The organism is Tatumella saanichensis (assembly GCF_000439375.1).
GTDB lineage: Bacteria > Pseudomonadota > Gammaproteobacteria > Enterobacterales > Enterobacteriaceae > Tatumella > Tatumella saanichensis.
Window position 1 is genome coordinate 68,958 of record NZ_ATMI01000019.1, and the last position, 12,896, is coordinate 81,853.

Genomic DNA, 12,896 nt, shown 5'->3' on the forward strand with positions numbered 1-12,896 from the left:
TCGGATCGCCTCAAATAACCCAAGAAAATAAAAAAGAGAACGGTTACTACAGTTACAGTAACAGTCCGTAGCAGTCACAGCCAGCCCCGAAATGCCAAGGCGCATTCAGAGTTAAAAAATTCAGCGCAGCCGCTTAGAAATACTTATTTGTGATGGTTTTCAGGGTGATATTGTATTTGAGTGACACCATGCGGATCAGGGTACAAACAATAATCGACAGTAAAATACTGTCATGTTCAGGGATCATGCCGGAAGAACCCAGTAACTCAATGGCGGCGCCGATTAACGCGGCGCTGGCATAGATTTCTTTCGTGAAGATCACCGGGGTACGGCCGACCAGCAAGTCACGCAGACAGCCGCCGCCGACGGCGCTGACGCAGCCCATCAAAATCGATAACTGCACACTGCTGGTATGCTGCCAAGTTTTGTTGGCACCAAAGGCAGCGAAAAAACCCAACCCCAAGGCATCAAAAAACAGTGCCGGTTTCTCGAAGGAGAACACCAGCTTTTGAAAAAAGGAGAGGGAGGCAATTGCCAGTAGGATACAGATAAAGTAGTCAATATTAACCAGCCCCGGCGGCGGAGTTGCCCCCAGACAGACATCACGGATACATCCACCACCGATAGCGGTGACACTGGACAGCGCAAACACGCCAAACAAGTCGAAGCGATGTTTCACGCCGACGATAGCCCCGCTGAGCGCGAACACATAGGTGCCGAACAGATCAACAAATTGCAAAAACAGGTTCATAAACGCTCAACAATAGTCCGCTAATTAAAAAATGCTCAAATGGCAATTGCCGCAGGCGCAGGCACAATAAATGTTTCAGCCTGACAGTGCAATCCCTCCGGGCCGTGCTTTATCGCCACTTGCCGAGTTCTGCTGAACATTTAACTGGCACACCCGCAACTTGCTTCGCACTCCCTTCGCGGTAGCGAGTAGGTAAGGGCAGTTATTAGTCATTAAGCGTCGGTACTCAACGAGGGTAAAACGAGATATGCTCGGCGCTGAACCGTTATTGCGGTTATTCACTTAAGTCTGTAGTAAACCGCTATTTGCAGTGTCAAAATAAGCAATTCTCATCTATTCTTGCCGCAGATACCCTGTAAATACATGGAAGAACAGATGCAGCCCGATAACCTTGCCTTCGATGACTTGATCCTAACCCTCCACACGGACAGTTGGAACGGGGCTGCTGCGGAATCAACGCCGGCGGTCTCGGCTCTTGAACAGGGTCGCCTTCTCAGTTTGCCAGCGCTGGGCTTCCCGCTCAGTGACCCCGAATATTGCTGTCTGCGAGAAGAAAGCGTGGCGCCAGGACGGAAAAATATCAGTTACCGGGCCGACAGTGGTCAGCTGTTTGGTGTTGCCCCTGGCGCTGATGAGGTGGTGATCCGCCAGTTACTGCAACGCCATCATCACGCCTGTCAGCAGTTAATTACACGCTTACTCCCGGAATATAAGTCAGCGCTGCATACGCCAATCAATACCCTGAGAGTACATCCGGTGACCAGGTGGAAGCAGGGTAATTCCTGGCGTAAGGATGATACTCGCTTGCATGTCGATGCCTTTCCTTCGAGGCCGATACAAGGGCAACGTATTCTGCGGGTCTTCACTAATATCCATCCTGGCAATGAATGCCGGGAATGGCGGTTGGGAGAGCCATTCAGCGCAGTCGCGCAGCGTTTTTTGCCGCAAGTCAGCGCCTATTCGCCACTTAATGCCTGGCTACAGCATACCCTGAAGATCACCAAAAGCCGCCGTAGTCGCTATGATCACCTGATGCTCGGTATACATGATGCCATGAAAGCCGACCTCGACTATCAGACCAATGGCCCACAACGCACTGTTCAGTTCCCCCCTGGCAGTAGCTGGATCTGTTTTTCCGACCAAACTCCCCATGCTGCCATGTCCGGCCAGTTTTTGCTGGAGCAGACGTGGTTGTTACCGGCAGCAAAAATGGTCAACCCACAGCTATCACCGCTAAAAATCCTTGAAGGGCTGACCGGCCGTGGGTTGTTGTAGAGACAGAGTGTGAGGAATGACACACAAATAGTCTGCAACGGGCCAGTGAAGCGTGAATAAATCCGTCTATACTAAGCAGTATCCCGTGACGGAGGCCTCCTGATGAATCGTGCAATCACAACAACTACCTGTGAACTCAGCGTCTTTCTATTCAGTCTTAGCGTGGTGGCTATTTTTCTGTATGTCTGGTTTTCGGCCAGTTAGTCTCGGTGGCAGCATTAAAGAAGACCGAGGCTCGGCAACCTGATCGATCGAGACGGTTACTCAGGGAAAAACGGGCATTGTGCATCTGACAGATGCGATTGACGATACTCAGTCCGAGCCCGCTGCCGCCATAACCACTGTCCAATCTAACAAACGGTCGGCTCAACTCCCAAGCACGGGTTTCATCAATCCCTGGCCCCTCGTCCTCGATGCGTAATTCAATCTGTGGCTGTCCTTGTTCATCCATACTGCGGTGCAGACTAATAGTAATACTGCTATATTCCGGGCTATAACGGTGGGCATTTTCGGTCAGGTTTCTGACCACCAGTTGCAATAACGTGTGGTCGCCTTTCACCACCATTTGTGGGTCAGATGTAGGCAGGAATAGTTGTTGGTGGCGCAACTTAATAAGCGTCAGCAGGCTGTCACGCATTGGTGCGGTGACATGACTGGTCAGTTGCACCTCTTGATAATGCCCTGCGGAGAAGGATTGCCCGATACGGGCCAACTGCAGTAGCTGCGAGACACTGTTAGTCATTTGGTCGAGTCGCTGGATCAGCGGCTGCATATCCAGGGAGTACTGGCGGGCGATCAGTTCTAGGTGTAGACGTAGCCCTGCCAGCGGGGTACGTAACTCATGCGCCACATCAGCAGTAAACAGTCGCTCTCTGTCGAGGGTTTCTGTCAGCCGCGCGACCATATCATTGATCGAGTGGATCACCGCATCGACCTCGGTCACCGTACTCTGATAACGGATAGGCTGGGCGTTAAAGGCAGAGTGTCGTTCTAGTTGATAACGCAATTCACTTAAGGGACGTGTCACCCGACGTATCGCCTGCCAGCAGAGTAACAACGCCAAGCTAATCATAATCAGACTGGGGATCGCTAAGCTGGCTACCGCTTCATGGATCTCCTCTCGAACATGCCAGCGCTCATTTTGGTGTGCAACAATGCTTTCTACCAGCAAACTGATCTGTTCTTTACTCTCATGCCATAACCAAATCACACTGATCACCTGACAGGAAAGTAATATCGTACCGAGGGTGATCAGTAATTGGCTACGTAAGGTAACAGTGCGCGCTAACGGTTTCAGAATAAGAGGTCTCCTCAATTAATCGGATCGGTACTCAGGGTATAACCAAACCCCCGCAGGGTACGGATCCGAGATTTACCTACTTTATCGCGCAAGTTATGAATATGCACCTCCAGACTATTTGTCGAGGGCTCATTGTCCCAGTTGTAGAGATCGCTAAACAGTAATTCTCTGTGCACCGGTGAGCCAGCTTTCATCATTAATCGCGCCAGTAGCGCATACTCCTTGGGTGTCAGCTCCAAGGCTACGCCCTCTCTGAACACCTGACGATGAGTGGTATCCAGCTGTAGATCAGCTACTGTCAGCAGATTGAGGCTATGGTTATGATGACGGCGGATCAGCGCACGGATCCGTGCGGTCAACTCTTCAAGGGCGAAAGGTTTAACCAGATAATCATCCGCACCGCTATCCAGCCCGGAAATCCGATCATTTAAGGTATCGCGGGCGGTCAAAATTAACACCGGCAAGTCGAATTTCTCGCGACGCAGGCGGCTGAGGAACACTAAACCGTCTTCATCCGGTAACCCGAGGTCGAGGATCATCAAACTGTACTGTGAAGATTTCAGGCTGCTGTCTGCAGCCCGAGCACTATTGACGCCATCGCAGGTATAACCTTCCTGCTGAATTGCCAGTACCAGGCCCTGCAACAGCAGGGCATCATCTTCAACAATCAGTATTTTCATCCAGTACTCCGGCAACCAGTCAGTAAGTCATCTGCGGGATGATACTCTCGGGTTTGCACGCCGAACAGCCCCAGTAAGGTTGAGAATACATTATCCTGCGAATACGGATTATGGTCAGCGTTATTTTGTAGGCATCGTTGACTGACATGGAAACGTTGCTGATAGTCCGGTGACAGCCACAGTAACATTGGGATATGGGTCTGTTGTGATGGGGCTATGGCATAAGGCATACCGTGCAGCCATGCGCCGTCTTCGCCAAGTGATTCACCGTGATCAGAGAGATAGACCAAGCTGGTGGTAAATTTATTTTGATGTTCTTTAAGAATATCGATGGATTTATTCACGATATAATCCACATACAAAATGGTGTTGTCGTAAGTATTCACCAATTGCTCTCGGCTACAGCTTTGAATTTCATTGGTATCACAGGTTGGCGTAAATTTACGGAACGCTGGAGGATAACGATGATAATAAGTGGGGCCATGGCTACCGATGGTATGAAGGATAATAATGCCGTTACCCTTCAGGTGATTGATCGCGTCTTCAATCTGATGGAATAACACCTCATCATAGCATTCGCCATCGATACATTGTCCTGGCAGATCCAAAGCCGTCATATCTTGGTGAGGGAGGCGATCACAGGCTCCTTTACAGCCACCGTCGTTATCATTCCATAGCACACTCACTCCTGCATGATGCAGAACATCCAGTGCGCCTTCCTGATGCGCCGCCAGCACATCGTTATAGTCTTTACGTGGCATATTGGAGAACATGCACGGCACCGAGACGGCGGTCGAGGTTCCACAGGAAGAGGTATGTGGATAATAGATCACATTATCTTTGCTCAGCAGTGGGTTGGTATCACGGGCGTAGCCGGATAACGAAAAGTCCTGGGCACGGGAGGTTTCACCCAACACCATAATGGTCAGTTCCGGTTTACCGTGGGTCATTGCCGGTTCCTGGTGAGCATCTTCACCAATCCGAATTAAGGGCATTTCCGCCAGTCGATGATGCTTATACCAGGAGAGGCTCGCCATAATACTGTTTGAGGGATTCACCGACTTTATCAGTTCATGGTGATTGCGAAACAGCGAGGCATAGTCCTTATAAAAAACCAGTGCAACCAGCAGAATACAGAGCACATTGGTCAATAGCGTCAGAAGGCGTTTACCAAGGCTGCGAAACAGGCTAGTTTCAGGCTTAATTTTCAACCACCAGGCCAAAAACACTGCCGGTACAATAGTCAGTAACAAGGTTACCACCATTGGCGGATCCAGTAATGCCAGACTTTCCGCCGGGGTGGTGTCAAGCATATTCACCATCATCGAGCGATCCAACACAATATTATAATTCATAATAAAGTATTGCGCGGTGGCACTGAGGATCACAAATAGCGTGATCACAACACGGCTCAGTTTGACCAATGAGGCTAGGGTGAGCACCAGACAAATAACACTAAAGGCCAGCAGTGGCATTGACAGGAAAAACAGGCAATGGGCAATACTATCAGGGCCGATTAATTTCCAAGCACGTTGATAATACGCGAAGTTTAGGCAGACACTGATGTAAGCCGCGAACAGCACCAGGTAAAGTGTTCGGCCAAGTGTCGGCCGCCGCAAAGGGAAAAATGTCATCGGGCATTCCGTCATAGAGAAAAATGTTCAGGCTATTGTCTCCATTAATTCTTAGGAAAACCTTAAGTAAGGTTTTTTTGAGTAACAAATGCTTAGGCTACTTAGGGCGAGAACCAACCGAGAAATCCGACGTAACAAGGAGAAGGGCAATAGAGGTCAGTTGAGTCTAAGTGTCGCGGGGGGAGAGAGAACCGTAACGCTGGGGCGGGTGATACACAAACCCGGTACCGCAGTACCGGGAGCAGATATTATGACTCTTTTTTGGCCGCGGCTACGGCATCGGCAATACGTTTACTGGTGGTCGGGTCAATGTTGTGCCAGTATTGGTACACCCGCGACAGTACCGGCTCTTTAACGCCGTTTAACAAATGTCCCGCCACGTTATTGACCAGACGATCACGAGCAGCATCATCCATCACCTGAGTCACCAATGTCCGAGCCTGACCCCAGTCATCATCTTCAGCATGCAGGGTATAAGGCTGGCGCACCAAGTCACCGGCCGTCTGCCAGGTGGAATCGGTCGGATATTTTTCTGCGTCCGGCACCGGTCCCCCTTTGGAGTTTGGTGCATAGACCGGATCGCTAACCGGATTGATGCGCATCGCACCGTCTTTGCTGTAGCTGTTTACAGGTGAGCGCGGGGCATTGACCGGGATCTGCTTATAGTTAACCCCCAAACGATGACGGTGTGCATCCGCGTAAGCAAACACACGCCCCAGCAGCATTTTATCTGGGCTTAGGCCAATACCAGGCACCAAGTTATTAGGCTCAAATGCGGCCTGTTCGATCTGTGCATGGTTATCGGTTGGGTTCTTATCCAAGGTCAGTTTACCCACTTTGATTAACGGATAATCCTTGTGAGGCCAAACCTTGGTCAGGTCGAACGGATTGAAACGGTAGTTTTCCGCGTCAGCGAACGGCATGATCTGCATATACAGCGTCCAAGACGGGAAGTTACCGTCATCTATGGCGTTATACAGATCGCGGACATGGAAATCACCGTCGGCACCGGCCTGTTTGTCAGCTTCTTCCTGAGTCAGATGCTCAACACCTTGATCGGTTTTGAAATGGTATTTCACCCAGAATTTCTCACCCTGGGCGTTGACCCACATATAGGTATGGCTGGAATAGCCATTCATATGCCGCCAGCTGCGTGGAATACCACGGTCCCCCATCAGCCAAGCGACCTGATGGGCGGATTCTGGAGACAATGTCCAGAAATCCCACTGCATATCGTTGTCACGTAGGTTGTTGTCGGCACGGCGTTTCTGTGAACGGATAAAGTGTTGGAACTTAATAGGGTCGCGGACGAAGAACACCGGAGTATTGTTACCGACTAGGTCGTAGTTGCCTTCGGTGGTGTAAAACTTAATGGAAAATCCACGTGGGTCACGCCAGGTATCCGGGCTGCCGCGCTCACCAGCGACGGTCGAGAAGCGCATCAACACATCGGTTTTGACACCAGGTTGAAACAGGGCGGCACGGGTATACTGACTGACATCTTCCGTTACCTCAAAATGACCGAACGCACCACTGCCTTTGGCGTGAGGCTGACGCTCTGGGATGCGCTCGCGGTTAAAGTTTGCCATTTGCTCGATCAGATAATGATCGTGTAACACCAGCGGGCCATCCGGGCCAACAGAGAGGGAATGTTCCTGACTTTCTACGGGGATACCTGCATCAGTGGTCAGTGTTTTTGGGTGCTGCTCATTGCTCATGCCTTGCTCCTTGGTAAACAGGGTTAACTATGCATCCACTAAGCATAGCTGATATTTGTTATTGCGCAGTAACCGTCGGAAATTTCAGAAAATACCTCGATAAACCAATAGCATGAATTGTTACCTCACGGCTATTCAGTGGCGGAATTGCCGTTGGCTTGCTGATCGACAATCAGGTAAAATGGCCTGCTAATAATAACGTTATTCATTTATTCCGGAGTTCTGCTATGGCCTCTTCTTCTGGGGAGCCTTCATCACGTATTTTTCACCACCGTGGCTTTCGTGCCTATGTCACCGCCCAAACCTGCTCGTCGTTAAGTTTCCAGATTGTCTCGCTAGCGGTGAGTTGGCAATTATATGCCATGACCCACAGTGCCTTTATGCTGGGGATGATCGGGCTGATGCAGTTTGTGCCCTCAGTGCTGCTGGCGCTCCCCGCCGGTCATCTGGCGGATCAGTATAACCGTAAAACCCTGATCATTGGCGGTCAGTCAGTGGAGTTCCTCGCCAGTATCGGACTGATATTATTGTCATTCTTTGCAGCTGGTAGCGCAGGGCTATTACTGGCGCTAGTTTTTTTGTTTTCCTTGGCGCGCGCCTTTGAAGGGCCTTCCATGACTTCGCTACTGCCAGCATTACTGCCCGCGGGGTTGCTGTCTAAGGGGATGGCTACCAATCAGGTGTTTCGTGAGGCCATGGTAATTGCTGGGCCGATGGCCGGTGGGGTGCTGTATGTGGTTTCTCCTGCCTTAGCCTATGGCACCGCGGCGGTCGCCTATTTGGTGTCGCTAGTGATTATGATCGGCCTGAACTATCAGCATGAACCGGTTAAAGCCTTGCCGATGACCTTTAAAAATCTGTTTGCTGGCCTCGACTTTATCCTTAAGCGTAAAGATGTGCTGGGAGTGATCTCACTGGATCTGTTTGCGGTATTACTCGGTGGTGTCACTGCACTGCTGCCGATTTTTGCTCATGATGTGCTGCATACCGGCGCCTGGGGGTTAGGCGCCTTGCGGGCCGCTCCGTCGGTTGGCGCGTTAATCACGGGCATTTGGGTCAGCCGGAACAGTTTCCACCGCCATACCGGACTGATCATGTTCGGTTCGGTGGCCGGTTTTGGCCTTGCCACACTGGTGTTTGCCTTGTCACACAATGTGGTGATCTCATTGCTGGCGTTGGCGGCGCTCGGCGGCTTTGATATGGTCAGTATGGTGATCCGTGGGGCGATGGTGCAGTTAGATACCCCAGACGCCATGCGTGGCCGAGTCAATGCGGTCAACTCTATCTTTATCAATACCTCTAATCAGCTTGGGGAATTTGAAACCGGATTGATGGCCAGTGCCATCGGGGCGGTGCCTGCCTCGGTGGTTGGCGGCGTTGGCACCCTAGTGGTGGTCGGCCTGTGGATGTTGATGTTCCCACAGTTGCGCAAACGTCAGCAGTTATCTCAGGGCGAACAGCACCCGTAAAGCGAAAGCGGTCTTTGTCAACAAAGACCGCTCTACTGATGTTGAAGGAGACAATAATGAGCGAGCGATACAGCTACACCCCGGCAGAAGGGCATGGCCTGCCGCATGATCCCTTGAACGCCATTATTGGCCCGAGACCGATTGGCTGGATCAGCTCTCATAACGGTGCAGGGCAGCATAACTTAGCGCCTTACAGCTTTTTTAACTGCTTTAACTACCGTCCGCCGATTATCGGTTTTGCCAGTTCAGGCTGGAAGGACAGTGTACGCAATATCAGCCAGACCAAAGAGTTTGTCTGGAATCTGGTGACACGTCCACTGGCGGAGGCGATGAACGCCAGTTCTGCGCCGTTGCCAGTGGATGGTGATGAGTTTCATTTTGCGGGGTTACAGACTCTCGCGGCGAGCGAAGTGGGGGCCCTACGGGTGGCCGCCAGTCCCGTGCATTTCGAGTGTCGCTTAACCCAGTGTATTCAGTTACAGGATACCTCAGCAACGCTGCTGCCAAGTTGGCTCGTCCTAGGTGAAGTTGTGCGGGTGCACATCGATCGTACTTTGCTGGTGGAAGGGGTCTATCAGACCAGCCTTGCGCAGCCGGTACTGCGCGCCGGTGGCCCGTCAGCGTACTATGGCATCAGTGAACAACAGCGTTTCGACCTGACCCGTCCGACCTTTCCCTAAAGGCAACTTCCGGGGGAGCCCCCCGGACCCGCTGGAAATTCCGTCAGTTAGCAGCTATACCTTTACAGACAGGCGCTCATTAAGTCGTGGAGAATGCCTTCTGCATGGCCGGGTATGTCTTCACTGTTCACGGGAGAATAGATGCAGAAACCACCTTCATCATCATCGTCAGCAGTCAGTCCGACACTTATTGGTAAAATCACTGGTATTGCCGGCGTTCGCCCAGAAGAAGTGTCATTATTGCTGTGGAGCATGCTGTATATCTTCTGCGTTCTTTCTTCTTATTATGTGATCCGACCGGTACGCGATACCCTAGGCATTGATGGTGGGGTTGATAACCTGCAGTGGCTATTTGCCGCCACCCTAGTCGTGATGCTGCTGCTGACATTACCGTTCTCTGCACTCTCTGCCCGATTACCTCGGCGTCGCTTTATTCCTTGGGTATACCGATTTTTTATCAGCCACCTGATTATTTTTGCTCTCCTAATGGCTTTCTTACCCCAAGGTAACGATCACCGCTGGTTAGGCCGAGTCTTTTTTGTTTGGGTATCGGTGTTCAACCTCTATGTCGTGTCGGTGTTTTGGTCGATGGTGGCAGACATTTTTGATCGTGAGCGTGCCAGTAGACTGTTCTCGTTAATGGCGGCAGGGGCGACCTTAGGGGCGGTCATTGGCTCTCTGCTGACCACGGCACTGGTGCGCTGGCTAAATATGAGCGGTTTATTTGTGCTGGCGGCGGTGTTGCTGGAGGTGGCGGTATTCTGTGTCCATCGCTTGAATACCTTGGTGCGTCAGCGTCCATTAACCACGCCCTCGCACAGCGAAAAGCAGTCAGGCGACAGTGCTGACGGTGCCGTCGGTGGGGGAATTTTCGCGGGGATGGCAGCCATTGCCCGTTCTGGCTATCTGTTAAATATTTGCCTCTATATGCTGCTGTTCTCGGTCACCTCGACCTTCGTTTATTTCCGACAAGCTACGTTGGTGGATCAACTGTTTACCAGTAACGACAGCCGTACCACCTTTTTTGCGGCCAGTGATTTAGCGGTCAATATATTGACCCTGATCAGCCAATTATTGATCACCGGCCGACTGCTCAGCCGTTACGGCACCCGGCGGGTATTGGGGATTTTACCGCTGATCACCTTAGCGGGTTTCGCTTTGCTCAGTGTCTGGCCGACCTTGGCCGGGCTGTTTATTTTTGCAGTACTGCGCCGCGCCGGCAACTTTGCTTTTGCCCGTCCGGCGCGGGAAGTGCTGTTTACCGTGTTATCGCGAGAGCAGAAGTACAAAGCCAAGAATGTCACCGATACGGTGGTCTATCGGGCCGGCGATCAAGCCGGTGCCTGGAGTTGGACGGCGATGAATGCATTGGGGCTGAGCGGTAATCTTATCGCTTGGCTGGCCATCCCTTTGTCTCTGGTCTGGTTTCTTAACAGCCTGTGGTTGGGTAAGAAACAGAAATGGCTAGAGCAACATCAATCACGGGCCGATACACCGGCTCAAGGAGAGTAACAATGAAAACCGTAACCCTTCACGGACAAACACTGCCAGCAGTAGGCATGGGAAGTTGGCGGCTCGGGCAGGGACGTCATCCCGCGCTACAGGAGCAGAAAGCGTTACAGTTTGGCTTATCGCAAGGCCTGAAGGTCATTGATACTGCCGAAATGTACGGTGACGGTGACTCTGAGCAACTGATTGGTGAGGCCCTGAAAGGGCATCGCGATGACTGTTATCTGGTGTCGAAAGTTTACCCGTGGAATGCCGCGCCGAAGAAAATGATAGCCGCCTGTGAGCAGAGCCTGAAACGGTTGCAGACTGACTGCCTCGACCTCTATCTACTGCACTGGCAGTCTGAGCATCCCTTGGAAGAGATTATTGCCGGTTTCGACATGCTGAAACAGCAGGGTAAAATTAAAGAGTGGGGCGTTTCGAACTTTGATACGGCTGCTATGGACGAATTGTGGAATACGCCAGGAGGCGACCAGTGCCGAGCCAACCAAGTGTTTTATAACCCGCAATACCGTGGCATTGAGTATTCCCTGCTACCCTGGTGTCGCGATCATGGTGTGACGGCGATGGGATATTCCCCTCTCGGCGGTCATGGCAGTGATTTATTGCATGATCCGCTGATCACTGAGTTGGCGGATAAAAACCAGATTAGCGCGGCGGCAGTCCTGCTGCGTTGGGCCATCCGTGACGGTAATATGTTGGTGATCCCGGAGTCAGGTTCTGCTGATCATATTCGCGGTAATATTGAGGCCTTGGAAAACTCCCTCAGCAAGGAAGATTTGGCAGCCATCGATCAACGCTTCCCAGCACCGCGCCGTGAAGTCCCGCTGGAAATTCGCTAGTGGATTGCCTCCTTCCTGCGCGGGGGGAGGCAGATTAATCTTAACCATTCCTGTATCATTCAAACAAATTTCTCAATTCCGACATTCCATGATTATTCGTCAACCTCAACACTGGTTTATCCGTCTTTTCGATTGGCATGGCTCAGTGCTGTCGAAAATTGCTTTTCGTCTTAGCCTCAATGTGGTCATGTCAGTGATTGCAGTATTGGTACTGCCTTGGTACCAGACACTCAATATTAAACTGACTACTGCCCCCTTTAGTTTGCTGGGTGTGGCGATTGCCATCTTCCTCGGCTTTCGTAATAACGCCAGCTACGCACGCTTTCTTGAGGCGAGACTGTTGTGGGGAACGCTGCTGATAAATAGCCGTATCCTGATGCGCCAATTACGCTCGTTACTTGATGCCGATAACCCGGCGCTGAGAAGGATTGCTGCACTGTTATCTGCCTACGCTTGTGCCTTGAAGCATCAGTTGCGTAACACCGAGGCCAGTGCTGATCTGCAGCGGCTGTTGCCGGTCGATGCGCGGGATGCGGTGTTAGCCAGCCCATTTCGTGCCAACCGTATTCTGCTGCTGATCGGTGAGGAGATAGGGGCGTTACGCCGTCGCGGTCAGATTTCCGATATGCTGTTTGAGACCCTGGATGCGCCACTGCGGAAGCTCGAAACGGTGCTTGGGGGCTGTGAACGCATCGATAATACCCCTATCCCATTTGCCTATACCCTGATTTTGCATCGCACCGTCTACCTGTTCTGTACCTTGCTGCCGTTCTCGCTGGTCACTGAACTGCATCTCATGACGATACTGGTTTCGGTGTTTATCTCCTATACCTTTCTGTCGCTAGAATCTCTGGCAGAGGAACTGGAAACCCCATTCGGCACCGCCTCTAACCATCTGCCATTGGATGCTATCAGTCGCACCATCGAACGGCATATGCTGGAGATGACCGATCAGTCACCGTTACCTGCGGCGCTGACCCCGGATGCACAGTTTCGTCTGACCTAAAACAGTGAGGCCCGGCATAGTGCCGGGCCTCT

General features: G+C 51.6%; 11 protein-coding genes. 6 read left to right on the forward strand and 5 right to left on the reverse strand.

Features of this window, described 5'->3' with window-relative positions:
* Positions 1-133: 133 nt before the first annotated feature.
* The gene (locus tag DW47_RS0108025; RefSeq protein WP_029685884.1) at positions 134-751 is read right to left on the reverse strand and encodes a trimeric intracellular cation channel family protein; all 618 of its coding nucleotides are present in this window, start codon (positions 749-751) and stop codon (positions 134-136) included.
* A gap of 375 nt (positions 752-1,126) precedes the next feature.
* Between DW47_RS0108025 and DW47_RS0108030 the strand changes: the two genes are divergently transcribed.
* On the forward strand, positions 1,127-2,026 hold the full coding sequence (locus tag DW47_RS0108030; RefSeq protein WP_029685885.1) for a Kdo hydroxylase KdoO: 900 nt from the start codon (positions 1,127-1,129) through the stop codon (positions 2,024-2,026).
* A gap of 169 nt (positions 2,027-2,195) precedes the next feature.
* Here DW47_RS0108030 and pmrB read toward each other — a convergent pair whose 3' ends face one another.
* From pmrB to DW47_RS0108050, 4 genes are all read right to left on the reverse strand, one after another.
* Complete coding sequence (gene pmrB / locus DW47_RS0108035) at positions 2,196-3,341, reverse strand: two-component system sensor histidine kinase PmrB (protein WP_241430702.1); 1,146 nt, start codon at positions 3,339-3,341, stop codon at positions 2,196-2,198.
* Positions 3,338-4,006, reverse strand: coding sequence for a two-component system response regulator PmrA (gene pmrA / locus DW47_RS0108040; protein ID WP_029685887.1), 669 nt, complete (start codon positions 4,004-4,006; stop codon positions 3,338-3,340). The genes pmrB and pmrA overlap by 4 nt, the downstream gene beginning before the upstream one ends.
* On the reverse strand, positions 4,003-5,640 hold the full coding sequence (gene eptA, locus DW47_RS0108045) for a phosphoethanolamine transferase EptA (protein WP_029685888.1): 1,638 nt from the start codon (positions 5,638-5,640) through the stop codon (positions 4,003-4,005). The genes pmrA and eptA overlap by 4 nt, the downstream gene beginning before the upstream one ends.
* Positions 5,641-5,888: 248 nt before the next feature.
* Entirely contained in the window at positions 5,889-7,358 is a 1,470-nt protein-coding gene (locus DW47_RS0108050; protein ID WP_029685889.1) for a catalase, read from the reverse strand.
* A 227-nt stretch (positions 7,359-7,585) separates the two neighbouring features.
* On the opposite strand from DW47_RS0108050, the gene DW47_RS0108055 reads away from it, so the two are divergent.
* The 5 genes from DW47_RS0108055 to DW47_RS0108075 all read left to right on the forward strand — a co-directional run bounded on the left by DW47_RS0108055 (position 7,586) and on the right by DW47_RS0108075 (position 12,864).
* A complete protein-coding gene (locus DW47_RS0108055) occupies positions 7,586-8,827 on the forward strand; it encodes an MFS transporter (RefSeq protein WP_029685890.1) in 1,242 nt (413 codons plus the stop codon).
* Positions 8,828-8,883: 56 nt separating this feature from the next.
* Entirely contained in the window at positions 8,884-9,507 is a 624-nt protein-coding gene (locus tag DW47_RS0108060; RefSeq protein ID WP_029685891.1) for a flavin reductase family protein, read from the forward strand.
* Between the two features lie 141 nt (positions 9,508-9,648).
* The gene (locus DW47_RS0108065) at positions 9,649-11,019 is read left to right on the forward strand and encodes an NTP/NDP exchange transporter (RefSeq protein ID WP_051150871.1); all 1,371 of its coding nucleotides are present in this window, start codon (positions 9,649-9,651) and stop codon (positions 11,017-11,019) included.
* A 2-nt stretch (positions 11,020-11,021) separates the two neighbouring features.
* Positions 11,022-11,858 (forward strand): aldo/keto reductase, encoded by an 837-nt coding sequence (locus DW47_RS0108070; protein WP_029685893.1) that lies wholly within the window; start codon positions 11,022-11,024, stop codon positions 11,856-11,858.
* Positions 11,859-11,946: 88 nt separating this feature from the next.
* Positions 11,947-12,864 carry a bestrophin family protein gene (locus DW47_RS0108075; protein ID WP_029685894.1) on the forward strand — a complete coding sequence of 306 codons (918 nt, stop codon included), beginning with the start codon at positions 11,947-11,949 and terminating at the stop codon, positions 12,862-12,864.
* Positions 12,865-12,896 lie beyond the last annotated feature (32 nt).